The following is a 26,645-nucleotide window of genomic DNA, read 5'->3' as shown; positions in this document are numbered from 1 at the left end:
GGATCCGCGGTTGGTTCCGTCAGGGCCTGTGGCGTCTGTCACTGGTTGGCGACTTGACACTTTTCGCTGCTGGTGGCGCTGGGTTCATGGCGATGGCCTATGAGACTCCACAATTTGCTCCAACTGCGAGCGCGATTTGTTGCGTTTCATAGGCGTTTTCGAGCCTGCTGCCAGGGCTACTCCTCGAAGATGTCGTCGGACCCGCTGATAATGATCCGCGGCGTGCGGGGCAGGTCCCCGATCAGGGCGCGGCCGTTGCGCTTGGAGGTGAGGTACGACGCCGGAGTGTGCCCCTGGCCCCCAGCGGCGCCTCCACCTGCCATCGGTGCCATCGGAGCCATGCCGCCCATCATCGGACGGGAATTGGTGCCTGGAGCGCTGGGTGCAGTGGTGGCGGCGCCGGTCGTGGTTGGCGGCAGGGATCCTCCGGGAAGCCTCGCGGTGCCGCCGCTGCTGCTGGGCGGCCTTCCTGGTCCGCTGGGCGACGCCCCCTGCGCAATGCCGCGCGATGCGCCACCACCAGATACCGGGCCACCAGCCAGCGCGCCACCGGCTGGTCCGCCCGCGCCCGCAGCGCCGGGCTGGCCACCAGGGCCCGCTACCGCTCCCGCGCCCATGCCTGGACCGGCACCGGTGCCCGGCCGTGGTGCTGTGCTCGCTTCGCCACCGGCCGTGGCCAGGCCCGCGGGCTGCGTACCGGCCGGGAGGGTAGTCGGCTCGCTGTGGTGGCCCAGACGGGCATCACCGGGAGCGCCCTCACCCGAACCGGCTGCCAGGCTGCTGCCCGCATCCGCGGCGGCACCGCCACTACCTGATGCTCCGCTTCCGGCCCCGCCGGGCCCCCGCTCCCCCGTGCCTGGCCCGCTGCCCGCCTGTGGCGCGATACCCGGACCAGCCGTGACGGCACCATCGCCGCTGGTGGGCACGTCCGGCGACGGCAGCAGCGGCACACGGTCCGCAGCATCGTTGACCACCGGCCGGTACCGAAGCTCCATCGCGTCGCGAGCGAGTTCCAGCGCCGCCTGCTGCTCCGCGGCCAGCCGCGCCTGCGATGCTCCTGTCGGGTCCGCCACATCCGCTGCGCTCATCGTCGGCACCTCCGGTACTGCCCGCGCCGCGTCCGACAACCCCTGGACCGTAATGTCGAGCTTGCCGCCGATCTCATCCGCCACAGATCCCAGCGTGACGAGGCTGACCAGGTGGTCCTCGATCGCGGCGATCATCCGGTCAGCCAGTTCCCCCGACAGCCCGCCGGGCAGCACGCGCAGGCCCGCCGCGGCATCCTCGGCAGCCTCCGTGAGGCCCGTTGCAGCGAGCTTCCACGAGTCCGCGAAGTTCATCAGGCTGTCGAGGTCGGCAGCCAGCGCGGTGGCGGCCGCGGCGATCTCGGCATGCCCCATCGTCCCGAACGGCTCGGTGACCGCCACCGGCAGCGCGTGGTAGCCCGGCGAGCGGGGGCTGAGGTTGAATACCGCCGCCGCAGCAGCGAGCAAGCTCTTGGCCAGCACCGCGCCGGTGCCACCCTGCTTGGCCAGGGCCTCAATCGGCCCGGTTCCCGCCTGACCGGTGCTCGCCACATCGGTGCTGGGCAGCAGGCTCTTGGCCAGCACCGCCCCCGTCCCGCCCTGCTTGGCCAGCGCCTCGAGCTCGGCGAGCGCCGCGGCGGCCTCCCTATCGGTGCCAGTCAGCTGGTCACGCGCGGAGGCCAGAGTGGCCGCCATCGCCTCGGCGATGGAGACGTGGGAGGTGACGATGCCATCGAGCGAGGCTTCCCCGCCATCCCACAAGGCGCCGTAGGCCCTGGCCAGGGCATGAGCCGAGGGCAGGGTACCCAAGCGCAGGCTAGCCGAGGGAAACGTGCGGATGCGACCGTTCCTGGCGCGGACCAGGTCGGTCGCGAGTTGCTCGCAGGCGGTGATGGCGCGGTCGAGGGTGGCCGGGTCGAGCTCGAGCAGCCCCCCGGCGCTGGTGATCGGTGACGACATCGTGGTGGTTCCCCCTGGCAGTTGGGCGGTTGTCTAGCGGGCGGGCAGATACGGCTCGAGCAACGTCGTGTAGCGGATGACCTCCTCGTTGGCGTGCAACGATGGATCAGCCGAGACCGCGAAGTTCAGGTTCACCCACACCGTGCCCTCCCCCGTGGGCAGGGCGATCTCCGCGCATAGGAACGCCCCGCACGACTTGAGGTTGCTGCGTATCCCGGCACGCCCGTTGATCACCACCTCGGTGATTTCCGAGGCGATAGGGCGCTGGCGCACCTCGTCGAGCGAGCGCATCTCCGAGGCGATCCAGATGCGATGGTCCTCGCCCCACCAGGCGCACTCGCGGTGATCGTCCCAGTGCTCCCCGGAGATTTTGGCGTTGCCATAGATGCTCATGTACTGCGAGTCCCGCTCCACATCCACCGCTTCCAGCGCCTCGTCGGGGATATCAGTACACGGGTCAAACAACGCCGGCGGGCGCACAGGCCCGGTCGATGTTGGCGCAGCGATCGAGGTCGACCCGCCGGACTCGGACTCTCCCGGCAGCGCGCACCCCACCAGCAGCCCCGCCGCCAGCACCAAGCCCGCTCCCACCCCGACTCCCCGCATGCCCGTCCCCTTTTATCGTTGCCAGCACTCGCCTTGGGAAGTAGGACGCAATCCGAGCGACGATGGTTCCACCACTCCACTGTGTGATGCACCACAACCGAGGCGCCCAACCGCCTCTGCTCCAACCTGCCCCACAGCATCTGCTAGCTAATGTCACGCCAAACAGACCGTGTCGCGGCGTGTCGCGTGACATCAGCTAGCAAATTCGCCCGGAGCCACGGACCCACGGCACATCACACCCCCATGACACCTGTCATGCCTCGCCCGTGCATTCCTCCCGTTTTCTCGTGATGCGCTGCTCTACTGCGAGGCCCGAAAACCGAAGACCATAAGAGTCATGAGCAATGAACTGGTTGTGGAGGTGGATTCGCTGGAGTGCCGGTATGGCGACTTCCTGGCGGTCCGCGGTGTTTCGTTCGGGGCGGTGCGGGGCGAGTGCTTCGCGCTGCTGGGCACGAATGGCGCGGGCAAGACGACCACTCTCGAGATGGTGCAGGGGTTCCGGCAACGGTCTGGTGGTTCGGTGCGGGTGTTCGGGCGCGATCCGCGGGAGCAGCCTGATGTGGTGCGGCGCGGGACTGGCGTGGTGCTGCAGCAGGGTGGTCACTTCGGCGAGATCTCGGTGCGGGAGACGGTGAACCTGCATGCTGGCTTGTCGTCGCGGCGCGATGATGCCGCACGGGTGCTGGAGCGGGTGGATCTGGCGCACAAGACGGGCACTGCGGTGCAGAGCTTGTCGGGTGGCGAGCGGCGCCGACTGGATCTGGCGCTGGCGATGTGGGGCAGCCCGGAGCTGATCATCCTTGATGAGCCGACGACCGGCCTGGATCCGGAGTCGCGCAAGCGCATGTGGCAGGTCATTGGTGATCTGAAGGCGGCGGGATCGACGGTGCTGTTGACGACGCATTACCTGGAGGAGGCGGAGCAGCTCGCTGACCGGGTCGGCATCGTGCATGAGGGCGTGCTCGCCGTGGAGGGGACGCTGGAGGAAGTGCTGGCGAGCCGTCCGGCGCGCGTGGTGGCGGAGGTGGTTTCCGCGCCGCCGGGGTGGTGGCCGCAGCCTCCCGCGGGGGTGTCGATCACGGTCGGTGATCAGCGCGGCAAGCCGACGGGGGTGGTGGAGGCCGCGGACCAGCAGCGGTCGATGCTGTGGTTGGTGCAGCAGGCCGACGAGGCGGGGGTGGAGCTGGGAATGATCCGCGCCAATCCGGCTTCGCTCGATGAAGTGTTCCATCAGATCGCAGGAGGTCAGGCATGAGCGCGCAGACAATAGCCCCGCTGTCCCCGGCGAAGCGGGTGGCCCGGATGTCATTGTTCGAGGTCCGCTACACATTCAAGCAGCGGATGGTGCTGGCGATGCTGGCGTTCGGCCCGGTCATGGCGATCCTCCTGGCGACGGTCGTGGAATCCGATGATCGCGCGGTGTGGGGCACGATGGTCGCCTCGACAACGCCGGTGCTGGTGACGATGTCGGTGGCCTCGGCGCTGGCGATCGTGATCGCGGTGCGCCGCGAGTCCCACGTGTTCAAGGCATTGCGCACCACGGAGCTGTCGCCGGTGCAGATGGTGCTGGCGCTCGCCGCGCCGTACCTGGTGATCGGCATGGTCGTGGGCGCGCTCGTGCTGGGTGCCTTCACGCTACTGGGCGCACCGGCGCCCGAGAGCTGGGCGCTGCTGCTGGCGGGCCTGGTGGGCGTGGTGATGCTGAGCATCATTGGTGGCATCGCGACGGGCGCGTTCTCGACGAGCGCTGCGTCGGTGCAGTTCACCACGATCCCGGTGCTGCTGGTGAGCGTGGCGTTCCCGACGATCGCGTTGCAGCCGTTGATCGGGGCCGAGGCACGATCGTGGTTGCTGCTGGCACCGTTCTCCGGCGTCGCGGACCTGCTCGCCCGCGGCATGGGCGCGGATCTTGCCGCTGCTCCGGCCGCGCTGGGCATGCCGATCGTCCTGGTGGATGTGCTGTCCACCGTGGTGTGGATCGGTGCTGGCCTGTGGCTTGCACGGGCAACGTGGCGGTGGGAGCCGCGCGCGTAGGCCCTAGATCCAGCCTCGCTGGCGGGCGATGGTGCAGGCGTCGAAACGGTTCCGGGCACCGAGCTTCGTCACCGCCGAGGAGAGGTAGTTGCGGGTGGTGCCCGCCGCGAGCGAGACGCGGCGGGCCACTTCCTCGAGCGGGGCGCCGTCCGCCGCGGCCTCGAGCACATCGGCCTCGCGGGGTGTCAGCGGGCTGTCGCCGGCGCTGATGGCATCCGCGGCAAGATCTGGGTCCACATAGCGTCCTCCATCGGCGACGCGGCGGATGACGTCGGCCAGGGTGGCTCCGGTGGCGGTCTTCGGGAGGAATCCCCGTGCCCCCACGGCGAGGGCCCGCTTGAGGTAGCCGGGCCGGGCGTGGCTGGTGACGATGATGGTCCGGCAGTCTGGCACCTCCCGGGCGAGCAGCTCGGCGAGCTCCACCCCGTCGAGGCCTGGCATCTGCAGATCCAGCACGGCGACATCGGGTTTCAGCGCACGGGCCTTGGCCAGCGCCTCAGTACCGTCGGCGGCCTCGGCAATGATCTCGAGATCGGCCTCGAGCGACAGCATCGAGGCCAGGGCACTGCGAATAAGGTTCTCGTCATCGGCGAGCAGTACCGTGATCACGCGGTCGTTGCTGGTCATCGCACCTCCCCAGTGGAGCGGGAGCCGGGGAACCGGGCCGCGACCGTGAACTCGTTCTCGCTGCGCCGGATGGACAGTTCTCCACCCACGGTAGTCAGTCGCTCGCGCAGCCCCGTCAGGCCGACTCCCTCGGTGGCCCGCGACCCTGCGGCCGCGCCATCGTTGGTGATGGCCACGCCTTCCACACCGATGACGATGCGGCAGCTACCGGCATGCGAGTGCCGCAGGATGTTCGTCACTGCCTCGCGCACCACCCACGCTGCGGATTCCCGCGCGAGCTCCGGCACATCCTGGGATCCGCCCTCGACGGTCGTGGCGATGCCGGCGGATTCGAGGAGCTCGCGCGCGCCCCGGACCTCCTGGTCGAGGTTGATCGTCCGATAGCCGCGGACCAGTTCCCGCACGCTCCGCAACGATTCATGCGCGATGCCCTCCACCTCGCGCATCTGCGCCGCCGACGCTGGATCACCCCGGTCCGCGAGCTTCGCCGCCAGCTCCGACTTGATGGCGATCGTCGATAGGGCACGCCCCACCACGTCATGCACATCGCGGGAGAACCGCAGCCGCTCCTCCGCCACCGACAGCGCCGCCTCCCGCGCGCGGGATTCCTCGAGCTGCCGCATCACATCGATCGGCCACAACGTCGAATGCACCAGCAGCACCATCACCAGCGCCAGCACCGCTGCCGCGACCGCGAGGCCTACCGTTCCCGCCACCACGAGGGCGGCTCCCGCGCCCGCTAGAGCCACCACACCGAGCATGCGTTGCCGCAGAAGTGGCCCCAGCGCGATGGAAACGACGAAGATACCGCTCCAGAAGTGCGCGAGCACCCAGTCCTCGTCGCCCTCGCCCACCAAGGCCAGCACCGCGAAATGGACGGCTGCCACGAAAAGCAGCACCGTTGCCCACCGCCACGGGGCGCGCGTCACCGGCGAATCAGGATGGATGCGCTGCTGCATCCCGCCGTGGAACACCACCGTTGCGACGCCGAGCAGCACCACCATGACCAGCGCGGAGAGCAGCCAGTCCCGTCTCGGCGCGACGAACCACGCCGTGCTCACCCATAGCAGCGGAATCATCCAGAGCACGAGGTACCACGGCCACACCATGTAGACGGTGATGCGCTCCACGGGCGAGCGGGAACGCCACCAGGCCGTGGCTCGGCTAGCACTATTCACGAGGCCCAGTCTTGCACCTCGACTGCCCCCTCGAAATCTGCTCGCTCATGTCACGCAGGCGGGAACGTGTCGCGGCGTGTCGCGTGACATTGGCTAGCAGATTCACCCAGAAGGTCCCGGAGCTCCCCACCCACGCGCAAAAACAGGCCAGGGCCGCCCCGGTTCATCACCGGAACGGCCCTGGCCTGCGTTGACACTGGTGGAGCTAGGGGGAATCGAACCCCCGACCTTCTCGATGCGAACGAGACGCGCTACCAACTGCGCTATAGCCCCAGGATGTGTCGTGTGGAACTTTAGCAGCCGTTGCGCCGGGTGTGGAAATCGACGCGCTGCGCGTAGCGTCGTGCCGCGCTGCCACGGGCCGGGCCGCTTCAGCCCACCCGCGCCCCCGAGGCGTCAGCCGTGGCGAGCTGGAGGATCTCGGTCATGGCGTCGTGGAGGTGGCTCGCGAGCACGTCAAGGGCGGGGATGAGGTCGGGGCAGGTGACGAGCCCGAAGTCGATGTTGCCGTTGTAGGACATGACGGTGATGTTGAGCCCGCCGGTGAAGTCGGAGATGACGGAGACGGGGTAGTTGTGCAGCACCTTGGCCCCGGCGACGTACAGCGGCATCTGGGGGCCGGGCACGTTGGAGATTAGCAGGTTGAAGGGCGGCGCCGCGATGCCTGCCGCGGCGAACACCGCGCGGGAGGCAACACCGTGGAGGAGCTGCGGGAGCGCCTCGGTCGCAGCGTGCAGCAGCGTGGCGGGGGCGTGGGCGAAGCGCTGCTTGGCGGCGGCGATGCCGTCGGTGAGGTGGGCGATCCGACGGGCGGGGTCGGGCTCATGCGTGGGCAGGATCGTGGGCATGAAGCCGATCTGGTTGCCGGCGGTCCCATGCTGCTCGGGCGTGCGGACGGAGACGGGCATGGAGGCGACGAGCGGCTTGGTGGGGAGCGCGTCGTTGTCGCTGAGCCAGCGGCGGATCGCGGTGGTGCAGACCGCCATGACGATGTCGTTGACGGTGCAGCCCCAGGCGTTCTTCGCGGTCTTGATGTCGGCGAGGGGAATGCTGGTGGTGGCGATGCTGCGGCGCGCGGTGATGCGCTGGTTGAACGGTGTCATGGGCGGGGCACCGGGCCGCTCGGGCTGGGTGCTCGTGGTGCTGCGCCTGGTTTTCCGGGCGACTCCGTCGACACCGGGCAGCGCCATGATGCCGGGCACATCAGCGATGTGTGGCGCGATCGACCGGGCGGCGCGAGCGAGGCGGGCGGGCTTGGTGGCGGCGCGGCGGGCGGTGCGGCCGATCAGCCGGAGCGCGCGGGGGGCGACATACTCGGGCCCGTGGGTGGTGCTCGGTGGCACGGCGAACGGTTCCGGGGTGAGGTCCATGACGGCAGCCATGACCTCGGCGCCGGACACTCCATCGATGACGGCGTGGTGCACCTTGGTGTAGAGCGCTTGGCGGCCACCGTCGAGTCCAGAGATGAGGTAGGCCTCCCACAGTGGCTTGCTGCGGTCGAGGTGCGTGGCGTCGAGGCGGGCGACGAGATCGCGCAGGGCCCCGTCGCTGGTGCTGCCGTTGCCCTCGTGGCGCAGGTCGATGGCGCGGACGTGGTAGTGCAGGTCCACGGGCTGCTCGTCGTCCCAGTAGGGCAGGTCGATGCCGAGCGGCACGGTGCGCAGTGTCCAGCGCAGGGGCGGCACGAGGTGGAGGCGGCTGGCGATGACGTCGCGCAGCGCGGGAGCGGTGAGCACCCCGCCGGGCAGGTCGCTGGGGTCGAGGATGGTGAGGCCGCCGACATGGATGACGGTGCTGGCGGTCTCGGCGTTGAGGAACTGGACATCAAGGCTGGAGAGCTGGCGCACGTGGGGCGTGGCGAGCGTCGTGGCCGGTGGCGCTTCGGGTTCTGCTCCTGGGATCTCCCGGCGTTCCGGATCAGTCGCTGGGGAGGCAGGTGCTTCCTGCGTGGGCGCGACGAGCTCGAGCAGTGCTTCGACGCGGGCGAGCTCGCCATCGACGTACGGCGCCCAGGCACGGGTGTATCGCGTGCTGTTCCCGGCCGCGGTGATGGTGGCGGCATGGCCCGTGGCGTCGAGCAAGGCCTGCTCCCTCGCTCGCGCGGCAGGTTCCATCGAGTCGGCACCGAGCAGCCGGCGAATCGCCTCGGCAACGGTGATGGTCCCGGCGAGCGCGGCGCGGGTGAGGCGCAGCAGAGTGGTCTCGGGGTCGACGAGGTCGTTGACGCTGCCGGTGGTGAGCCCGCAGCAGGTCACCGAGTCGGATTCCACGAGCGCGCGCAGGTGGTCCGCGGTCATGCGGGCAGGGGCGCGGAGGACGAAGTCGTCGACGACGTTTCCCTCGGAGGTGTCGCTGCCGGATACGGGCAGCACGGTCACCGCGAGCAGGTTGCACTCGTGCGCGGAGAGGCGCGCGGTCAGCGCCGAGAGGGTTCCTGGCCGGTCCACGAGTTGCACGCGCACGCGCCAGATCTGTCCAGTGTCACTGATGCGTTCCCATTCCATGCATTCCAGTGTTCGCGCGTCGTGTTTCCGGCATATCGCCGAAGGGTGACCGCCCCGTAATGCTTGTGTGTCGCATCACGGTGCTGGAGAAACATTGGCCTGGGTCACACCCGGCTAGCGTGCTTGGCGGGGGTTGTACTGGTAGCCAGGCTCGTCGTAATCGCCCAGCGGATCGAACTCGGGATCCTCGTCGTCGTAGGCGACGTAGTCGGCGTCGTGCGGGTCAAGATCGTGCGGGTCCCCACCGGGGATGCGGGCGGAACGCTCGCCACGCAGGCGGGCCATGCGGCGCTCGCGGATATCCCGCTCGATGCGCACCTGGGTGCGCAGGTACATCAGGTAGCCAACGAGCGCGACGATGCTGGCGATCGTGAGGTACCAGGCCGCTGGAACGAGGAGCAGCGCGATGACGGCGGAGAGCACGACTGTCGCGGCGAGCCCGATCACGATGCGCTGGCGCAACCGGTACCGCGCGGCGCTGGCGAGCGCATCGGCCTCGGGGTCGAATCCCCCGCGGCCGCGGCGCCGCGCGAGCTCCTCCTCGGACGGCCCGGCCACTGCCCCGCCGTGACTGCTCGTATCGCGCATTGCCATCCGATCCTCCCCGGGATTGGTGTTCAGCTCGATGTGCGCCCGCATGGCACCGCCCGCGAGGAACTGCTCCGCGGACGCGCTCTCGGTGCGTGGTCGTGCCCCGCCATAATGCAGGACCCTGGTGGCGAAGGCGCGATCGCCAGCCCGGAAGACAGGCTCGCGCATGTTCACCATCATGGGAACAAGCACGAACAGCGAGAGGGCCACGAGTCCCAACCAGAGGAACGAATTCGGCATGACCACGGGCTCCTTCCTTGCCGCCGAGCTCAGGGCGTTCGCGTCAATAATGCTTGACGCCTCGAGGACAGGCTAGGTGGGATCACCGTTGGGTAACGCGCGACGCGCCGAGCGACAATTCTAAGAGTTCACCATGACGCCTTGCCCATGCGAACGATGCGCGAGGCCGCGCTGTCGGGCAGCTCATCGGCGAGCAGCGCGACGAGGGTGTGGTCGCGCCATTCGCCATCGACATGCAAGTACCGGCGCAGTAGCCCTTCCTCGCGGAAGCCCACGTTGCGCAGCACGGTGCGGCTGGCGTGGTTCTCGGGCCGCACGGTCGCCTCGAGCCGATGCAGGTGGCTGGCGGTGAAGCTGTGGTCCACGCCGAGCGCCAGCGCAGCGGTGGCGATGCCCTGTCCCGCCATCGATCGCGCGACCCAGTAGCCGATCCAGGCGGAGCTCAACGGTCCGCGAACGATATTGCCGACGGTGAGCTGGCCAGCGAAATCGCCATTGGCCTCGATGGCGAACGGCATCATCGTGCCCTTGCGCGCCGCGGCACGCAGCGTCATGCAGATGGTTGGCCAGTTGCCGGGCCGGTGGCGCAGCATCCAGCCGCCCTCGCCGGTGGGTTCCCAGGGGCGCAGGTAATCCTCGTCCTCGAGCCGGTGCCGGCTCCATTGCGAGGCGTCGCGGAGGCGGATGGGCCGCAGGAGGATCGTGCCCGCGGCCGTGGTGATCGGGCCGACGACCGCCGGCCAGCCCGGATGCGTCACCCGCGCTGCGCGAGGAACGCGACGGGAACGGTCTCCCCCGCCCCAACGTGAGTGGTGCCGGGGTCGACCTCGATGAGGCAGTTCGCGTCCGCGAGGTGCACGAGCCGGTTCGCGCCGTCGACCGCGCCGAGTGCACGCACGTGGTAGCTGCCCCGGGCGTCGCGCAGGAGCTTGCCGCGCACGTAGCCGACCACGCCCGGCTCGGAGTTGAAGTCGTTCACGGTGCGGGCCTTCACGCGCCGCCGGTACGGATCGGTGCGGCCGAGCATCCCCCGCACGAGGGGCCGCACCATCACTTCGAACACAACGAGCACGCTGGTGGGCAGCTCGGGCAGCAGGAACGTGGGGACCTTGCGGTCGCCGAGCATCCCGAACCCCTGCACGCCTCCGGGGTGCATCGCGACGCGGCTGATCTCGATGTTGCCGAAATCGAGGAGCGCCTCCTGCACCGTGTCGGAGGCACGGCCACCCACTCCCCCGGTGATGACGAGGATGTCGGTGCGCGGCAGGTGCTCAGTGATGGCGGAGCGGAGTGCATCCGCGTAGGGGTCGACGATGCCGACGCGGTTCGCGATGGCCCCGGCCTCGGTGGTGGCCGCGGCGAGCGCGTAGGAGTTGACGTCGTAGACCTGGCCCGTGTCCGGGGTGAACGCGATGTCCACGAGCTCCGGGCCCACCGCGATGATCGTGACGCGGGGCCGGGCGCTGACGAGCACGTCGGTGCGCCCGACGGAGGCGAGCAGCGCTACGTGCGCGGGGGAGATCAAGGTGCCCTCGGCGACGGCCACGTCGCCCACGCGCACGTCGTCGCCGGTCTCCCGGATGTTGGTGCCCGGCTTGATGGGGCTGTAGATCGCGACCTTGGTGCGGTCCCCGTTGGTCCCGTCGAGCGGGACGACGGCGTCGGCGAGCGCGGGCAGCGGTGCCCCGGCCTCCACGCGGACCGCCTGCTGCGGCTGGAGGCGGGGGATCTGCCGGGCTCCGGCACGGATCTCGCCGACCACGGGCAGCGCGAGGTCCGCGGGCTGGCCGAACTGCCCCTTGTGGTCGGGGCCGGCCTCGGCGATATCGATGCTGCGCACGGCGTATCCGTCAACGGAGGCTTGGTCGAACCCGGGCAGGGGCCTGCGGGCCGTCACTTCCTCCGCGCATACGAGGCCGCGTGCCTCCGCGATGCTGACTCGTTGTGGCTCCAGCTCCACGGCCGCCTCCGCGATGCGAGCATGCTGCTCCTCGACCGTGCGCATGGACCCCTTCCTTCCCGTCAGTCCCCTTCCGGGCCCGGGTCCTCGTCCGAGGTGGGAACGAGACCCGGCAGGGAAGGGAGGCCAAGCCTCTCGGTCAGCCATTGCGTCAATGGCGGACCATACTCTTCATCGTCGAGAGCAAAGTCAACCGCAGCCTTGATGAAGCCGCCGGGATTTCCGAGATCGTGTCGGCTTCCCGTGTGAACATACACGTGCACGGGGTGCCCCTCGTCAACAAGCATCTCGATGGCATCCGTCAGTTGCAGCTCGCCGCCCGCGCCAGGCGTGATGCGGCGCAGCGCGTCGAAGATCTCCCGGTCGAGCAGGTAGCGGCCCGCTGCGGCGAGGTTCGACGGGGCGTCCTCCTGCGCGGGCTTCTCGACCATCGCGGTGACCTTCAGCACGGTGTCGGTCTCGTCGTCGTTGCCCGTGGGGACGACGTCGAAGATGCCATAGGAGCTGACCTCCTTGGCCTCCACCTCGATGGCGCAGATGACGCTGCCACCATGCCGAGCGCGCACCGCGGCCATCCTGGTGAGCACCCCGGTGGGCAGCACGAGGTCATCGGGCAGCAGGATGGCGATGTCGTCCTCGTCCTCGTCGAGCACAGCCTCGGCGCAGGCGATGGCGTGGCCGAGCCCGAGGGGCTTCTCCTGGACGACCGCCTGGACATCGAGCAGGGCTGGGGCCCGGCGGACCTTGTCGAGCAGCGCGTGCTTGCCGCGGGCCTCGAGGGTGCCCTCGAGCACGTCGTGCTTGATGAAGTGGGCCATCACGCCCTGCTTGCCCTCGGAAGTGATGATGACGAGCCGCTCGGCCCCGGCCTCGGCGGCCTCGCTCGCGACGAGCTCGATCGCGGGAGTGTCCACGAGGGGAAGCAGTTCCTTGGGGACCGTCTTGGTCACCGGCAGGAAACGCGTGCCGAGCCCTGCCGCGGGTACGATCGCTGTGCGAAATGGCTTCGCGGGGCTCGCGCCGACGTCACTCATCTTCCACCTCGTTGTTCTGCTCGCGTATTAGCCTGATCGTGCTTCACACTGCCAGGTCGTGAAGTGCTTGGTGCCATGCTGATCGTGGTTCTCGCAGTGGTTCCGCGCATGGAAGAACGTCGGCCCGCAAGCATTGTGCGAGATGAATACCGAGGTAATCCATGCTTGGTGATTCTACTAACACCGATCATCCGGGATCTGGCCCTGATCCCGGGAATCAACACGGCAAGTCCGCGTGGCGTACGTTTTTCGTTAACGCGCGCGCAACCCTGCCGCGGGCCGTTCATGCCGCCGAGGCGGAGCAGATCGCCGTCCATGCGGTTGCCGTGGCCCAGTCCCTCGCCCCCGATCGCGACGTCGCGGCCTATGCTCCGTCCGGCACGGAGCCCGGCTCGGCGCTGATGCTCGAGGCCCTGGTCGCGGCCGGGTTCCCGGTGATCCTGCCAATCATGCGGCCCGGCAGCGCGCTGGACTGGGCGCGGTTCGAGGGCGCGGCGGCATTCCGGCAGGCACGGTTCGGGATACTCGAGCCGGCTGGTCCGCTGCTCGGGCCCGGGGGCGTGCAGTCATGCGGCTTGGTCCTTGTCCCGGCGCTGGCCGTCGATCGCACGGGCACCCGCCTGGGTCGCGGGGCTGGCTTCTATGACCGCGCGCTGGGGGCGCTCGCCCACCGCCCGCCACTGATAGCAGTGGTTCGCGATGAGGAACTCGTGGATCACCTGCCGGCAGATCCGCACGATGTGCGGATGGATGGGGTGATCACACCGAGCGGCGGGCATATACGGCTGCCCGCGGGCGTTGAGGGCACTGAAGGAGCGTGATCGCCGCGGAGGCGATCCCGGCCCGCTACCACTCCTAGCACTCCGCGCGCTAGAGTGCCAATAGCTGATCCTGTCCTCATGGAGGTCCCCGATGCCCACCTATTCCTACGCCTGCACCGCGTGCGATCACCAGTTCGACATCGTCCAGTCGTTCACCGATGACGCGCTGACCGAGTGCGACCGCTGCGATGGCAAGCTCCGCAAGCTGTTCAACTCGGTGGGCATCGTGTTCAAGGGCAGTGGCTTCTACCGCACTGATAGCCGCAGCTCCGCGAGCGCGTCAACCGGCTCGTCCACGAGCTCCCCGAAGAGCAGTGGCTCCCAAGCCAGTCCCTCGCAAGGCAGTTCCTCGCAAGTCAGTTCCTCGCAAGGCAGTTCCTCGCAAGGCAGTTCCTCGCAGGGAAGCTCCACGCAGGGAAGCAGCTCCTCCTAGCACCCTCGCGCGCCCGGCAGCGCCCCCTGTGGACCAGCATCCGGTTATCCACAGGCGCGCTCGCGCCAGTCCCGCCTTCCTGGAACGATCCCTAGACTGCGATCGACCTCGCGCGCCGCGCCCTGATCAGGGCACCACCTGATCGGGGCGCGGCATGCCAGCCCGCAGACCCAGGAGATCGCGTGCCCCCGACCCATCCAGCGACTGCCCCGCTTCGCAAGCAGCACGCGCGGTCCTCAGCGGGGATCGCCGACCTCTCCCCTAGCCTGCTCGACAGGATCACCGCGCGCGCGGTGATCCCGCCCCACCAGCTGCACCAGGCCCGCCGGGGCCTCGCGCTGGTGCTGCTCGCGGTCGCGATCTTCGTGTTCCTCCTGCGCGGCCCCGGCCATACGGTCGCCACGATCGCCGTGCACGGGATCGAGGCCGGCGAGGAATTCACCAGCAGCAATGTCGCCGAGCGCGCCGTGGATGCGACCGGCCTGGCACCGTCCTCGCTCATCACCCCGGCCGAGGCCATCGGGTCACGCGCCGCGACCCCGATCCGCGCGGGCGAGATCCTTACCGATGCACGGCTGCTGACACCCCGTATCGTCGACGAGAACAGCCACGCCGCCGGTGCCCGCGCGGTCCCCGTGCGGCTCTCCGACCCCGCCGTGACGAGCCTGCTCCAGCCCGGCGACCGGGTTGATGTGGTGGCCGTGCCGCCAGGTTCGGAGCTCCCCGCGCGCGTCCTTGCCAAGGATGTCGCGGTCCTGTTCACCAGCAGCCCCGGCGATACCGGCGGGGCGCTCGCGGTGCTCGCTCTCGGCCCCTCCGACGCGGTGGCCGTGGCTGCCCATGCGGCGCAGGGAATCGTGACCGTGACACTCCGGTGAGCCGCGACGGCGTCACTGATCACAACCGGTCTTGCGGCGCTAGGATCCATTCCAGCCGAATAATTCCCGGCATTCCACTGCACACACCTGGAGTCCCCATGCTTAAAGGTTTCCGCGATTTCCTGATGCGGGGAAACGTGCTCGACCTCGCTGTCGCGGTCGTCATCGGTACCGCGTTCACCGCCATCGTCACGGCATTCACCGAGAACATCATCAATCCGCTCATCGCCGCCATCGGCGCGGACACCGACGTCAACGGGCTCGGGTTCGCCATCCGCCCCGGGATCGATGCCACGTTCATCGATGTGGGCGCAGTGATCACCTCGGTGATCAACTTCGTCATCCTCGCGGCGGTCGTGTACTTCGTGCTGATCGTGCCGTTCACGCACGCCAAGAAGCGGCTCATCAAGGAGCAGGTCGCGGACGAGGAGGCAGGCGTCACCGATATCCAGCTCCTCACCGAGATCCGGGATCTCCTGCAGGACCGGACCCCTCGCGCCTGATCCCACCCAGCAACAGCACAGGTCCCGCCCCCGGAGAACGGCGGGCGGGACCTGGTAGCAAGGGCGTGGCACCATGCCGGGCGCCGCGTCACGCCGGCTAGGCATCGCGCTAGGTAGGAATGTCGTCAGTGGTGCGGCGGCTTGTTCTCCCGCAGCCACTGCTCGCGCTGGGAGTCGTCGGCCCCGGATGGCGCACCACGCGAAGGCCGCTCCTCCGGCAGGACCTCCCCGAACACCGCATCGAGCCGTGCCCGCCGCCGGGCACGCTCCCGCGGATCCTCGGGCTCGCTCACCGGTACGCCACCTCGCCGTCGAAATCCGACTGCTCGGCAAGAACATGCGACACCAGTGGCCCGATCGTGGCCATCGAATCGCGGACCGCCGCCCGCGAGGAGGCGAAGTTCACCACCACCGTGCTGCCCGATACCCCGGCGCGCCCCCGCGACAACGCCGCATCCTGCACACCGTCCGCTCGCCCCGATGCCCGCAATGCCTCGGCGATGCCAGGGATCTCGCGGTCGAGCACCCCCGCGGTGGCCTCGGGAGTGACATCGCGCGCCGTGCTTCCCGTGCCACCGATCGAGATGACAAGGTCGATGCCGCCGATCACCGCGGTATTGAGGGCATTGCGTATCTGCACCTCGTCAGGCTGCACCGCGACGATCGCGTCAACATGGAAACCACCCTCGGTAAGCAGCTCGCGCACCAGTGGCCCGATCGATTCAGGCGGTTCACCCGAAGTGTGCCCGTCGTCAACAATGACCACGAGCGCCCGCCCCTGCGGCGATGTCTGCATCTCCATCCCTCTTACCGTAATGCCCGCGACCACCGCCACGGAACGGGAATCGTCAACAGCGTCACCCACGATCGTGTTGCGCACCATCATCCTTCCCGCAGCTCGACCTGAGCGCGCTGCAACGCGCCGCCGTCGGGCGGAATCCAGGAGATCTCGACGACATCGCCCGGCACCTGCGACCGGACCGCCGCGATCAACGCCGTGGCGGTCGTGATGGGCCGATCATCGAGGCCGACGACCACCGCTCCCGGCGGGATGCCCGCCTGCTCGGCAGCGCCATCCGGAACGATCTCGGTGACCAGCGCGCCACGCTCCGGATCGCGCATGTCCACCAGCACGCCCAGCGTCGCCTTGCGCACCTCGCCGGTAGCAAGCAGCTCGTCCGCGACCCGCTTGGCCTGATCGATGGGGATCGAGAAGCCCAGGCCGATCGAGCCGCCCTGGCCCATGCCGGCGCGGCCCAGCGTCGCGATCGCCGTGTTCACGCCCACGAGCTCGCCGTTGAGGTTCACCAGAGCACCACCTGAGTTGCCCGGGTTGATGGCGGCGTCGGTCTGTATGGCATCGATCACCGACGTCTCCTCGGCGGTCTCGCCACCCGCGTACACCGGGCGGTTCAGGGCGCTGACGATGCCGGTGGTCACGGTGGCGGACAACCCGAGCGGCGAGCCTATCGCCACCACGGGCTGGCCCACGTTCAGCGCGCCCGAGCTGCCGATCTCGACGGGAGTGAGATCGGTACGGCCCTCGACCTGCACGACGGCGATATCGAACTGGGCGTCGCCGGCAATGACCCGGCCGGGCGCGACGGATCCATCATTGAACGCGACATCGACGGTGCCGTCGGAGCCCGCCACCACGTGATTATTGGTCAGGATCACGCCATCACTGCTGAGGATCACGCCGGAGCCGCTTCCCGAGGCGGACACGGTATCGACATCGATCTTCACCACCGAGGGCAGCACGCGCTCCGCCGCCCACTGCACCGATCCACGCGGCGCCTCCTCGGCGGGGTCCGCTACGGAGGGCAGCTGGCCGCCGAACGGGGCGGTCTGGGCGCTCGACCCCTCGCGCCCGGCGATCCCCGCCCCCACGAGGCCGCCGACAAGGCCACTGGCCAGGGCGATGACCAGGGCTCCCACCAAGAACCAGGGCGCTCGCGAGCGGGGACGCTGCTGCTCGGCGCTGGGTTGCGCGGGGGTGCCCGGCGGCGGTGGGCCTGCTTGGGGATATCCCGGCGGCGGACCTCCCGGTGGTGGAGTCGCGCCCATCGGGGGATAGTTCCGCGGCGGGTTACCCAGTCCGTGCCGGGGATCGTTGCCCGGCGGATTGCCGCCTGCCGGGGTGCCATCGGCTCCGTAGGTCATGCCATCAGCTCCTCATGTTCCAGGCGGCCACCCCGGGGCGTGGCCGTTCGGATCCTCTAGCAACACGGTGCATGGGCGCTCTGAGAGCATCCTGAGACTGGACCGATAATTCTGCCACGAGAGCGGGATCACCGTTCGACCGGTTCGCCCGGGAGGCTCAGGGTCACCCGCGCGCCCCCGCCGTCGGCATCGTCGATCGTGACCTGCCCGCCATGGCGATGCACCACGTGGTAGACGATCGCGAGCCCGAGCCCCGAGCCAGGCATGGATCGCGAGTCATCGGAGCGATAGAAGCGCTCGAACACCAGCGCCCGTTCCTCGAGCGGGATGCCCGGCCCCTGGTCCTCGATGATCACATCCACGTTGCGCCCGCGGCCTGGCTGCATCCGCAGCGTGATGATCCCTTCCTGCGGGCTCCATTTCGCGGCGTTGTCCAGGACGTTGAGCAATGCGCGGGTCAGTCCGCCTGCATCGCCCCACCCCCACCAGCCGAGGGTGGAGGCGTCGATCTCGACGTCGGTGCGCCGCCTGCGCACGCGCTCGATGGCGCGGTCGGCGATCTCCGCGAGATCCACGCGTTCCATGCCAGGTTCGGTCGAGTCCTCCCGCGCGAGGTCCACGAGATCGCCGACGAGCGTGGACAGTTCCTCGATCTGGGCGAGCACGTCCTCCTGGAGGCCCTCCATGTCCTCCGGGGCCAGCGCCGGCGCGCCCTGCCTGCTCGCCGCGATCAGCAGCTCGGTGTTGGTGCGCAGCGAGGTCAGCGGCGTGCGCAGCTCGTGGCCAGCATCGGCCACCAGGCGGGACTGGCGCTCCCGGGATTCGCGCAGGGCGAGCAGCATCGAGTTGAATGCCTCGGTCAACCGGGCGAGCTCGTCATCCCCCGTGACAGGGATGGGTGTGAGGTCGTCGGTGCGCGCCACGCGCTGGGCCGCCGCCGTCAATCGCGCCACCGGGCGCAGGCCCGTGCGCCCCACCCCGGTTCCGGCGACCACGGCGAGGATCACGCCGCAGCCACCGACGATCAACAGGACGAGGGCAAGCCGGTCGAGGACCTCCTGGGTGGGGGCGAGATCCTGGGCGAGGACAAGGGTGGCGCCCTGGTTGGAGCGCTGCGCGATGACCCTCCGGTTGCCAATGGTGCGCAGCGACGATTCCTGCTCGCCGCGGATCACGGCGAACTCGGGCTCGCCCAGCTCGATCAGCGGCGACATCGGCGCGGCCGTGTTGTCGGGGTAGATCAAGGTGCCCGAGAGGGTGTCGGAGAACAACGAGGCCGCTGTCACCGCGTCGCTGCCAAACCGCTCCGGCAGGTGCGAGGCCACGATCAGGTCGACGCGCTTGCGCAACTGGTCATCCACATCGCTGTAGAGCGCGCGGGCGACCACGCTGAACGCCGCGCCCGCCATCAGCGCGACCGCGATGGTCACCACGAACGCCGCGAGCAAGGTAACGCGCGTACGGAGGGACATCGTGCGGCCGATGCGCCGCGAGGGGTGCAGCCACCCCCCGGTCCTCACGGGGGCGTCTCCCGCAGCACGTAGCCCACGCCACGCACCGTGTGGATGATCCGCGGCTCCCCTTCCGACTCGGTCTTGCGGCGCAGGTAGCCGATATACACCTCGAGGGCGTTCCCGCTCGTCGGGAAGTCGTAGCCCCACACCTCCTCGAGGATGCGCGCGCGGGTGAGGACGCGGCGGGGGTTGGCCATCAGCATCTCGAGCAGCGAGAACTCGGTGCGGGTGAGACTGATCTGGCGCTCATCGCGGGTGACCTCGCGGGTGACCGGGTCCATGGTGAGCCCGGCGAACTCCATCGCCTCGCCAGCGCCGTCGTCGGCGTCGGCCGCTCCGCGCCGCCGCAGCAGGGCGCGGAGCCTGGCGAGCAGCTCCTCGAGCGCGAACGGCTTGGGCAGGTAGTCGTCGGCTCCGGCGTCGAGGCCCATGACGCGCTCGGACACCGAATCGCGCGCGGTCAGCACGAGGATGGGGCGATCGTCGCCCTGGCTGCGCAAGCGACGGCACACCTCGAGGCCGTCGAGCCGGGGCATCATCACGTCGAGCACGATCGCGTCCGGGGAGGTCGCCGAGACTTGCTCGAGCGCATCGACACCGTCGACGGCGAGGTCCACCGTGTAGCCGTTGAAGGACAGCGACCGCCGCAGCGACTCCCGCACGGCTCGATCATCATCGACAACGAGTATCCGCATGCCCACTAGTGTGTACTGCCCACCTGAACAATGTGTAAGAGTGGTCGCACTCTGCCGGGCCTCCTGCGCCGGGGCCGCTTGTCCCCTCGGATCCTGCCGCCCGGGGCGGCAGCGAGCACCGCTGGCACAGCCTAGGGCCCGCGCAGCAATGCTGCGCGGGCCCTAGGACAAAGTCTCTAGCCCGGTACGGCTCTGGATCAGAGCTTGTCGGGGTCGATCAGTCCGCGGCGGACGGCGTTGACGATGCGGCTCGGCACCCGGGTCGCCACGCCACCCACGGTCACGGGCACCAGGTCGACCGCAGTGGCCTTCCACTGCGAGCGGCGGTGGTGCGTCCGCGCGCGCGACTTCCTACGCTTGGGTACTGCCATTGCTATCAAGCTCCTCTCGTTTGCCGCCCGCGTTCCTGCGAGCGCCCGCGGGTCGGGCACGGTTGCCATAACGCTGACGGAACTTCTCTACCCGGCCGGCCGTGTCGAGGATACGCTGCGCGCCCGTCCAGAACGGGTGCGACTCGGCGGTCACATCGACGACGATGAGCGGATACTCGCTTCCGTCTTGCCAGCTCACTGTCCGCTCACTCCTTGCGGTGGACCGCGTGAGGAACATGGATCCGGTGTTGGCGTCCTGGAAGACAACCGGATGATACTCAGGATGAATGGCTGGTTGCACTAGTCTCCTTCTTTCCTTGTGTCGATGTCAATTGCGCCCGTGGTGGCGCCTGTTCCCGGGAAGCCGGCACAAGGATCCTGGTGCCATGCTCCAAAGGGGTCTTCCCATGTCCGCCACAGCTCATGGCCCGCGGCGAGCTCGGATTCAGTGACGAGGGCGGCGGCGAGCGCATCGCGGACCCGCTCGGGCTGCCCGTCGTGGACGAGCAGGACCAGCGCGGTATGGCGGTCGCCGTGCTCGGGGGTCCATCGGGCGGCGGCCATCGCGGTGCGCTCGGCCGGCTGCTCGTCGTGCTCGGCGGGGGTCATCGCGGCGAGCCAGCGGTCCGCGGCGCTGATGGTCAGGCCTCCCCCGGACGATTCGAGCCAGAGCATGGTGCCGGGGGCTGTGGCGAGCCAGGCGCGGCCGCGCGCGTGGATGGTGCCGTCGAGGATGGGGTCGAGCGCCTCGTGGAGGCGCTGGGGATGGAAGGGCCGGGTCGCGCCGAACTCGAGCCATTGGATGCCGTGCTCGGACTCGAGCGGTGGCTGCGCGCCGAGCAAGGGGTCGTGGATCCCGGGCGTGGCCGGGCTGCTTGCCTCCGCGGGCAGGAGGGCGAGCAGGTCATGCGGATCGGGGACGAGGTCGCTGCCCTGCCAGGCGATGGGAACGCCGGGCGCGAGGCGGTCCAGGACGGCGGCGAGCCTCGGGGCCTCATCGAGCTCAGGGTCCCCATGGCTGGCGCCCAGGACGACGATCCCATCGGCGGCGCGGGCCCATGCTGTGACCGCGCTCGCGACCGTGGCCTCGGGCGGCGTGCCTGCTAGCCCGCGCCCGGCGAGGGCCTCGGCGCTCGTGGCGTCGGCGAACCAGGTGGCCGAGTCGAGCGCGCTGATCACCGCGTGGATCCGCACGTCCTGCCGGAGCGGGCCATCGCGATGTCCGACCATCCCGGTGATGGCGGCGGTGCTGATGCTTCCGCGCAGGTCCTCGATGTCGATCATGGGAGGCACGAGGAGTACTATCCGCTCTACACGGCTTCGACTAGCCAGCCGGCGCAACAAGGGAAGGAGATCCTCGCGGATCGCGTCTGATGCACGACCTGGCGCGGCCGCGAGCAGGGTTGTTCGCATGCGTGGCGTGACACCATCAGTGGTGGTCAATGCCCTGCAGATGACCCCCGTTTTGACCTCTGCGAGGTCATAGTGGACGATTGAGGTACCCTCGCGTTGAAATGCGCGCGCAATGGGACTAGCATCTTCTTGCCATCCGCAGACCAGCACGACGGGTGTGCGCTGATCGGTCACTCGATGCTCCTTATCGGTAATGGTTGTCAGAATCCTTACCGGAAAGGTACCGTGTCCCGTCGGCTTTGTCGAAAATGAACGTCACTTACGAGAGGTCTGTAGTCATGTCGGCGCACTGCCAAGTAACTGGGCGCAAGCCGGGCTTTGGGAAGTCCGTATCCCACTCGCACCAGCGCACCTCGCGTCGCTGGAACCCGAACATCCAGCGTCGTCGGTACTTCCTGCCCAGCGAAGGCCGGTACGTCACGCTCCAGGTTTCCACCAAGGGCATCAAGACCATCGATCGGGATGGCATCGAGGCCGTCGTCGCCGCGATCCGTGCACGTGGCGACAAGGTCTAGCTCCACCCCGCTATCGAACTAGGAAGGGAACACCATGGCGCGAAATGACGTGCGCCCCATCATCAAGCTGAAGTCGACGGCTGGCACAGGTTTCACGTACGTGACCCGCAAGAACCGCCGAAACAACCCTGACCGCATCGTGCTGCGCAAATACGACCCCGTCGTTCGCAAGCACGTCGACTTCCGCGAGGAGCGCTGATGGCCAAGAAGTCCAAGATCGCCCGCAACGAGCAGCGCAAGGCCATCGTCGCCAAGTACGCGACGCGCCGCAACGAGCTCAAGCAGATCATCAGCAACCCCGCGACCTCCGATGAGGCCCGCGCGGATGCTGTCTCCGAGCTGCAGCGCCAGCCTCGGGATGCCAGCCCGATCCGGGTGCGCAACCGCGACGCCGTCGACGGCCGCCCGCGCGCCTACTTCCGCAAGTTCGGACTCTCCCGGGTCCGCGTGCGCGAGATGGCACACCGCGGCGAGCTCCCCGGTGTCAGCAAGTCCAGCTGGTAAACAACAAACGTTGAGGAACGAAGGGTAAATGGGCAAGAAGAGCACCGCACCAGTAAAGAAGAAGGGCGGAGACCAGGGTCGCAAGACGAAGAAGAACCCGCTGATCTCAGCCGGTATCGAGCACGTTGACTACAAGGACGTCAACCTGCTTCGCACCTTCATCTCCGACCGTGGCAAGATCCGCTCACGCCGAGTGACGGGCTTGACGCCACAGCAGCAGCGCCAGGTCGCTATCGCCGTGAAGAACGCGCGCGAGATGGCGCTTCTCCCCTTCTCCAGCCGCTAACCACTACCGGCTCCCAGCAATACCGCTCTAGCCCCGGCAGCATGGATCGACGCTGCCGGGGCTAGCGGTGCATCCCGGTGCCTCCCGGTGCCTTCCAGCGCCTGTGCCGGTGCGTTCCAGCACCTGTGCCGGTTCGGGCGGCGGCGCGGGACGGAAGGCGGCGGCGAGGGGCGGAGGGCGGCGGCGCGAGATGGAAGCTGCCACCCAAAGCTAGCTGCGGCCACGGCTAGACCACGATGCCACCGATATTTCGGTGGCATCGTGCATTGAGGGTGGCAGGAACTCGCTAGCCGTGGCAGGAGCCCATTGGGATGCGTGGTCGCTGCGCCCCGAATTCACCCGGCGAGCCGCTGCGCCCCCAGGCAGAGATCCACGCCATAACGGCACCACCGCCTACGCGCCTAGCATGGCAGCACACGCGGGCCTAGCGGCCAGGGCGGGCCTAGCGGCCAGGGCAGGCCCGCTAGCGGCCAGGGAGGTGGAGCGCCGATGTCAGGAGTGGTGGTCGGCTTCTCGGTCATCCTCGGCATCATCGGGGTGGGCTACCTGCTGGGCCGGACGGGCGCGCTCGGCACGAGCGGCGAGCAGGTCCTCGCGCGGCTCGTGTTCCTCGTCGCGACACCAGCGATGCTGTTCCATACGCTCGCCCACGCCGATGTGTCAGTGGTCTTCTCCCCCGGCCTCGTGGTCGCGGCGGGCTCGGCCTCGCTAGCGGCGCTGGTGTACTTCGTGCTCGCTCGTGCTTGGCTGCGCCGCCGGGTGGCGGAGAGCATCATTGGCGCCCTCGCCGCGTCCTACGTCAACTCCGTCAACCTGGGCCTGCCCATCGCGGTGTATGTGCTCGGCGACGCGACGGTCATCGCTCCCCTGCTGCTGTTCCAGGTGGTGTTCCTGGGGCCGATCGCGCTCGGGATCCTGGAGATCACTCTTCGCCAGCCACACCATCAGCGATCGCTCGCGGGAATCTTCATGGCCCCGCTGCGCAACCCGATCCTCATCGGTGCCGCGCTGGGAATGCTCGTCGCGCTGTCCGGGATCAGCGTGCCGGAGATCATCGACCAGCCGATCGAGCTGATCGGTGGCATGGCAGTACCGGGCGCGCTGATCGCGTTCGGCATCTCGCTGCATGGCACGCGCGCGCTGCGCCGGGGTACCAGCCCGCGGCGCGATGTGCTGCTCGCCTCCACGATCAAGGTGCTGGCGCAGCCGCTGCTCGCGTGGCTGATCGGCGCGTGGATGCTCGGGCTCGAGGGCGAGTCGCGGCTTGTGGTGGTGGTGCGCGCGGCACTGCCGACGGCGCAGAACGTGTTCGTGTTCGCGAGCTGGTATGGCCGCGGGGTGGTCCTCGCGCGCGATTCGGCGATCGTGACGACCGTGCTATCGGTTCCGGTGATCGCGGCGTGCGTCCTGCTTGCCTAGCCAGCCGCCGATGGGACAGCAGCGCCCGCCACGCTGGATGTGCGTGGCGGGCGCGAGCGTTGCCGACTAGTGGGCGAAGTGGCGCGCCCCCGTCAGGTAGAGGGTGACCCCTGCTTCCTTCGCGGCGGCGATGACCTCGGAATCACGCACGGAGCCGCCGGGCTGCACCACGGCGCGCACCCCGGCATCGAGCAGGACCTGCAGGCCGTCGGGGAACGGGAAGAACGCATCAGAGGCACCCACGCTGCCCCGGGACCGGTCGCCGGCGCGGGAGACCGCGAGGCGCGCGGCATCGACCCGGTTGACCTGACCCATGCCCACTCCGACGGTGGCGCCCTCGTGGGCGAGGAGGATCGCGTTGGACTTCACGGCCCGGCAGGCGCGCCAGGCGAACGCGAGATCCGCGAGGGTGGCCTCGTCGGCGGCATCGCCGACAGCCAGGGTCCAGTTCGCGGGATCATCACCGCCGGCGTCGAGCACATCGCGGTCCTGCAGGAGGATGCCGCCGGAGATTGCGCGCAGCTCGGTGCCCCGCGGCTCGGGCACGGTGGCCCGCAGGATACGGATGTTCTTCTTGCGGCTCAGCACATCCACCGCGCCCTCCTCGTACGAGGGAGCGACGATCACCTCGGTGAAGATCTCCGCGACCTGCTCGGCCATCTCGACAGTGATCTCGCGGTTGGCGGCAATGACGCCCCCGAACGCGCTCACGGGGTCGCAGGCGTGCGCGCGGCGGTGCGCTTCAGCGATCGCTCCGCCGCCGGGCAGGCTCGACACCGCGATGCCGCACGGGTTGGCATGCTTGATGATCGCCACGCACGGGTCCTCGTGGTCATGCGCTGCCCGCCACGCCGCGTCCGTGTCGGTGTAGTTGTTGTACGACATCTCCTTGCCGTGGAACTGCTCGGCCGAGGCGATGCCCCCTCCCCCTGGCGAGACATACAGCGCCGCCGCCTGGTGCGGGTTCTCGCCATAGCGCAGGACCGAGCTGCGCCCCCAGGTGGCGCCGGCCCACGAGGGGAACGGGCTGTCGGCGGTGGCCCGGGCACGAACGCTGGTCATCCAGCTCGCCACGGCAACGTCATACATCGCCGTGTGCTGGAATGCCTCGGCGGCGAGGGCGATGCGCTGATCAAGGCTGAATCCGCCCTCGCGCGCCGCCTCGAGGACGTGGGAGTACTTGGCGGGATCGACGACCACGGCCACGGAGGGGTGGTTCTTCGCGGCGGCACGCACCATCGAGGGCCCACCGATGTCGATCTGCTCCACGCACTCGTCCTCGGTGGCGCCGGAGGCCACTGTCTGGGTGAACGGGTAGAGGTTGACCACGACGAGCTGGAATGCCTCCACGCCGAGGGTGTCGAGCTGCTCGAGGTGCTCATCCTTGCGGGTATCGGCGAGGATCCCGGCGTGCACGCGGGGATGGAGCGTCTTGACACGGCCGTCGAGGGTCTCGGGAAGCCCGTGAGCTCCTCGACGGGGGTGACCGCGACCCCGGCGTCGGCGATGCGCTTGGCGGTGGAGCCGGTGGAGACGATCTCCACGCCTGCCTCGGCAAGCCCGCGGGCGAGGTCCTCGAGGCCGGTCTTGTCGTAGACGCTGACGAGGGCGCGCTTGATAGGAATGGTGGGTGGGGTGCGGTTGCTCACGGGATCATGGCCTTCCGTCCATCGATGACCACTCCTCGGGTCACCACGTCGGCTACCACCTCGATGAGGAGGCGCCGTTCGACTTCCTTGATTCGTTCGTGCAGTTCAGGCTCGGCCTCGCCGGGCATGACGGGCACTGCTTCCTGCGCCAGGATCGGCCCGGTATCGACACCGTCATCGACAAGATGCACCGTCGTGCCGGTGATCCGCACGCCATGGGCCAGTGCGTCACGGACCGCGTGGGCCCCGGGGAACGACGGCAGCAGCGCCGGGTGGCTGTTGACGATCCTGGTGTTGCATGCTCGGAGGAACGACTCGCCGAGGATGCGCATGAATCCCGCAGTGACCACCAGGTCCGGGCTGTGCTGGTGGACGGCCGCGGCGAGCGCGGAGTTCCATGCCTCACGGGTGGCGTGGTCCGCGGGCATTATCCGTTCCACGGGAACGCCGTGCTCCCGGGCCCGCTGCTCGGCGGTGCATTCCCGATCCGTGACGAGAGCGGCGATCCGGGCGGGGTAGTCGTCCTTCGCTGCGTCGAGCAATGCCTGGAAGAGAGTGCCGCTGCCTGAGGCGAGCACGACGATGCGGGCTGGGGCATCCTCGGTGCCGCGGCGGGGGCTCCGGGAATGATCGAGGCGGTTCAGCGCGGATCTCCTGGTTCAGGCGAGCACATCGACCCTGCTGGGCCGACCGACGCGACATAGCCTAGTGGCTGGCAT

Annotated in this window: 29 protein-coding genes, 1 tRNA gene and 2 pseudogenes; 11 read left to right on the top strand and 21 right to left on the bottom strand. The window is 69.0% G+C overall.

Annotation, left to right across the window (positions count from 1 at the left end):
- Positions 1 to 176: 176 nt before the first annotated feature.
- Together HT102_RS06420 and HT102_RS06415 are read right to left on the bottom strand one after the other, a co-directional pair.
- Positions 177 to 1,985, bottom strand: coding sequence for a hypothetical protein (locus HT102_RS06420; protein WP_192038582.1), 1,809 nt, complete (start codon positions 1,983 to 1,985; stop codon positions 177 to 179).
- A gap of 33 nt (positions 1,986 to 2,018) precedes the next feature.
- Complete coding sequence (locus HT102_RS06415; protein WP_192038581.1) at positions 2,019 to 2,591, bottom strand: DUF3558 family protein; 573 nt, start codon at positions 2,589 to 2,591, stop codon at positions 2,019 to 2,021.
- A gap of 337 nt (positions 2,592 to 2,928) precedes the next feature.
- On the opposite strand from HT102_RS06415, the gene HT102_RS16135 reads away from it, so the two are divergent.
- Positions 2,929 to 3,849, top strand: coding sequence for an ABC transporter ATP-binding protein (locus HT102_RS16135; RefSeq protein ID WP_192038580.1), 921 nt, complete (start codon positions 2,929 to 2,931; stop codon positions 3,847 to 3,849).
- Positions 3,846 to 4,628, top strand: coding sequence for an ABC transporter permease (locus tag HT102_RS06405; protein ID WP_192038579.1), 783 nt, complete (start codon positions 3,846 to 3,848; stop codon positions 4,626 to 4,628). Before HT102_RS16135 ends, HT102_RS06405 begins: the two co-directional genes overlap by 4 nt.
- Before the next feature lie 3 nt (positions 4,629 to 4,631).
- On the opposite strand, the gene HT102_RS06400 is transcribed toward HT102_RS06405, so the two are convergent.
- From HT102_RS06400 to HT102_RS06365, 8 genes are all read right to left on the bottom strand, one after another.
- The gene (locus HT102_RS06400; protein WP_192038578.1) at positions 4,632 to 5,255 is read right to left on the bottom strand and encodes a response regulator transcription factor; all 624 of its coding nucleotides are present in this window, start codon (positions 5,253 to 5,255) and stop codon (positions 4,632 to 4,634) included.
- Positions 5,252 to 6,433 (bottom strand): sensor histidine kinase, encoded by a 1,182-nt coding sequence (locus tag HT102_RS16270; protein WP_192038577.1) that lies wholly within the window; start codon positions 6,431 to 6,433, stop codon positions 5,252 to 5,254. Before HT102_RS16270 ends, HT102_RS06400 begins: the two co-directional genes overlap by 4 nt.
- Before the next feature lie 197 nt (positions 6,434 to 6,630).
- Positions 6,631 to 6,706, bottom strand: a tRNA-Ala gene (locus HT102_RS06390).
- A 98-nt stretch (positions 6,707 to 6,804) separates the two neighbouring features.
- The gene (locus HT102_RS06385) at positions 6,805 to 8,937 is read right to left on the bottom strand and encodes a wax ester/triacylglycerol synthase family O-acyltransferase (protein WP_192038576.1); all 2,133 of its coding nucleotides are present in this window, start codon (positions 8,935 to 8,937) and stop codon (positions 6,805 to 6,807) included.
- 114 nt (positions 8,938 to 9,051) lie between these two features.
- Complete coding sequence (locus HT102_RS06380; RefSeq protein WP_192038575.1) at positions 9,052 to 9,768, bottom strand: gephyrin-like molybdotransferase receptor GlpR; 717 nt, start codon at positions 9,766 to 9,768, stop codon at positions 9,052 to 9,054.
- Positions 9,769 to 9,896: 128 nt separating this feature from the next.
- Complete coding sequence (locus HT102_RS06375) at positions 9,897 to 10,526, bottom strand: GNAT family N-acetyltransferase (protein WP_333473314.1); 630 nt, start codon at positions 10,524 to 10,526, stop codon at positions 9,897 to 9,899.
- Entirely contained in the window at positions 10,523 to 11,773 is a 1,251-nt protein-coding gene (gene glp, locus HT102_RS06370) for a molybdotransferase-like divisome protein Glp (RefSeq protein ID WP_192038574.1), read from the bottom strand. The genes HT102_RS06375 and glp overlap by 4 nt, the downstream gene beginning before the upstream one ends.
- 17 nt (positions 11,774 to 11,790) lie before the next feature.
- Positions 11,791 to 12,762, bottom strand: a complete 972-nt coding sequence (locus HT102_RS06365; protein ID WP_192038573.1) for a UTP--glucose-1-phosphate uridylyltransferase — start codon at positions 12,760 to 12,762, stop codon at positions 11,791 to 11,793.
- Between the two features lie 161 nt (positions 12,763 to 12,923).
- Between HT102_RS06365 and HT102_RS06360 the strand changes: the two genes are divergently transcribed.
- Positions 12,924 to 13,583 (top strand): 5-formyltetrahydrofolate cyclo-ligase, encoded by a 660-nt coding sequence (locus tag HT102_RS06360; protein ID WP_192038572.1) that lies wholly within the window; start codon positions 12,924 to 12,926, stop codon positions 13,581 to 13,583.
- A gap of 91 nt (positions 13,584 to 13,674) precedes the next feature.
- Positions 13,675 to 13,815: pseudogene (locus HT102_RS16410) on the top strand (FmdB family zinc ribbon protein); the annotation flags it as partial.
- 48 nt (positions 13,816 to 13,863) lie between these two features.
- On the opposite strand, the gene HT102_RS16405 reads toward HT102_RS16410, so the two are convergent.
- On the bottom strand, positions 13,864 to 14,019 hold the full coding sequence (locus HT102_RS16405) for a pentapeptide repeat-containing protein (RefSeq protein WP_408611328.1): 156 nt from the start codon (positions 14,017 to 14,019) through the stop codon (positions 13,864 to 13,866).
- A 179-nt stretch (positions 14,020 to 14,198) separates the two neighbouring features.
- Between HT102_RS16405 and HT102_RS06350 the strand changes: the two genes are divergently transcribed.
- Both HT102_RS06350 and mscL read left to right on the top strand, forming a co-directional pair.
- Complete coding sequence (locus HT102_RS06350) at positions 14,199 to 14,894, top strand: SAF domain-containing protein (protein WP_192038570.1); 696 nt, start codon at positions 14,199 to 14,201, stop codon at positions 14,892 to 14,894.
- A gap of 98 nt (positions 14,895 to 14,992) precedes the next feature.
- Positions 14,993 to 15,397: a large conductance mechanosensitive channel protein MscL gene (mscL, locus tag HT102_RS06345; protein WP_192038569.1), complete on the top strand. Its 405-nt coding sequence runs from the start codon at positions 14,993 to 14,995 to the stop codon at positions 15,395 to 15,397.
- A 125-nt stretch (positions 15,398 to 15,522) separates the two neighbouring features.
- On the opposite strand, the gene HT102_RS06340 is transcribed toward mscL, so the two are convergent.
- The 8 genes from HT102_RS06340 to mrf form a co-directional block, all read right to left on the bottom strand.
- Positions 15,523 to 15,690, bottom strand: coding sequence for a hypothetical protein (locus HT102_RS06340; protein ID WP_192038568.1), 168 nt, complete (start codon positions 15,688 to 15,690; stop codon positions 15,523 to 15,525).
- Entirely contained in the window at positions 15,687 to 16,199 is a 513-nt protein-coding gene (locus tag HT102_RS06335; protein ID WP_192038567.1) for a MogA/MoaB family molybdenum cofactor biosynthesis protein, read from the bottom strand. Before HT102_RS06335 ends, HT102_RS06340 begins: the two co-directional genes overlap by 4 nt.
- 80 nt (positions 16,200 to 16,279) lie before the next feature.
- Positions 16,280 to 17,560 (bottom strand): S1C family serine protease, encoded by a 1,281-nt coding sequence (locus HT102_RS06330; protein ID WP_192038566.1) that lies wholly within the window; start codon positions 17,558 to 17,560, stop codon positions 16,280 to 16,282.
- Between the two features lie 128 nt (positions 17,561 to 17,688).
- Complete coding sequence (locus HT102_RS06325) at positions 17,689 to 19,032, bottom strand: HAMP domain-containing sensor histidine kinase (RefSeq protein WP_192038821.1); 1,344 nt, start codon at positions 19,030 to 19,032, stop codon at positions 17,689 to 17,691.
- Between the two features lie 44 nt (positions 19,033 to 19,076).
- Positions 19,077 to 19,769, bottom strand: coding sequence for a response regulator transcription factor (locus tag HT102_RS06320; RefSeq protein WP_225443329.1), 693 nt, complete (start codon positions 19,767 to 19,769; stop codon positions 19,077 to 19,079).
- Positions 19,770 to 19,966: 197 nt separating this feature from the next.
- The gene (gene rpmF / locus HT102_RS06315) at positions 19,967 to 20,140 is read right to left on the bottom strand and encodes a 50S ribosomal protein L32 (protein ID WP_149361104.1); all 174 of its coding nucleotides are present in this window, start codon (positions 20,138 to 20,140) and stop codon (positions 19,967 to 19,969) included.
- A complete protein-coding gene (locus tag HT102_RS06310) occupies positions 20,121 to 20,441 on the bottom strand; it encodes a type B 50S ribosomal protein L31 (RefSeq protein WP_192038564.1) in 321 nt (106 codons plus the stop codon). The genes rpmF and HT102_RS06310 overlap by 20 nt, the downstream gene beginning before the upstream one ends.
- Positions 20,441 to 21,703: a ribosome hibernation factor-recruiting GTPase MRF gene (mrf, locus tag HT102_RS06305; RefSeq protein WP_408611327.1), complete on the bottom strand. Its 1,263-nt coding sequence runs from the start codon at positions 21,701 to 21,703 to the stop codon at positions 20,441 to 20,443. The genes HT102_RS06310 and mrf overlap by 1 nt, the downstream gene beginning before the upstream one ends.
- Positions 21,704 to 21,831: 128 nt before the next feature.
- Here mrf and rpmB point away from each other — a divergent pair, with 128 nt between their 5' ends.
- From rpmB to HT102_RS06280, 5 genes are all read left to right on the top strand, one after another.
- Positions 21,832 to 22,068 carry a 50S ribosomal protein L28 gene (gene rpmB / locus HT102_RS06300; protein ID WP_149361107.1) on the top strand — a complete coding sequence of 79 codons (237 nt, stop codon included), beginning with the start codon at positions 21,832 to 21,834 and terminating at the stop codon, positions 22,066 to 22,068.
- A 34-nt stretch (positions 22,069 to 22,102) separates the two neighbouring features.
- Positions 22,103 to 22,267, top strand: a complete 165-nt coding sequence (rpmG, locus tag HT102_RS06295) for a 50S ribosomal protein L33 (protein WP_192038562.1) — start codon at positions 22,103 to 22,105, stop codon at positions 22,265 to 22,267.
- Positions 22,267 to 22,572, top strand: coding sequence for a 30S ribosomal protein S14 (gene rpsN / locus HT102_RS06290; protein WP_192038561.1), 306 nt, complete (start codon positions 22,267 to 22,269; stop codon positions 22,570 to 22,572). Before rpmG ends, rpsN begins: the two co-directional genes overlap by 1 nt.
- A 28-nt stretch (positions 22,573 to 22,600) precedes the next feature.
- Entirely contained in the window at positions 22,601 to 22,858 is a 258-nt protein-coding gene (rpsR, locus tag HT102_RS06285; RefSeq protein WP_149361110.1) for a 30S ribosomal protein S18, read from the top strand.
- A gap of 489 nt (positions 22,859 to 23,347) precedes the next feature.
- Positions 23,348 to 24,277 carry an AEC family transporter gene (locus HT102_RS06280; protein ID WP_192038560.1) on the top strand — a complete coding sequence of 310 codons (930 nt, stop codon included), beginning with the start codon at positions 23,348 to 23,350 and terminating at the stop codon, positions 24,275 to 24,277.
- Positions 24,278 to 24,343: 66 nt separating this feature from the next.
- Here the strand turns inward: HT102_RS06280 and purH are convergent.
- Positions 24,344 to 25,896, bottom strand: a pseudogene (gene purH / locus HT102_RS06275) (bifunctional phosphoribosylaminoimidazolecarboxamide formyltransferase/IMP cyclohydrolase).
- Positions 25,897 to 25,922: 26 nt separating this feature from the next.
- Positions 25,923 to 26,570 carry a phosphoribosylglycinamide formyltransferase gene (gene purN, locus HT102_RS06270; protein ID WP_192038820.1) on the bottom strand — a complete coding sequence of 216 codons (648 nt, stop codon included), beginning with the start codon at positions 26,568 to 26,570 and terminating at the stop codon, positions 25,923 to 25,925.
- Positions 26,571 to 26,645 lie beyond the last annotated feature (75 nt).

Origin of the sequence: Lolliginicoccus lacisalsi (assembly GCF_014841105.1) — a bacterium.
In the GTDB taxonomy this organism is placed as follows: Bacteria; Actinomycetota; Actinomycetes; order Mycobacteriales; family Mycobacteriaceae; genus Lolliginicoccus; species Lolliginicoccus lacisalsi.
This window is presented reverse-complemented; position numbering and strand designations above follow the sequence as displayed.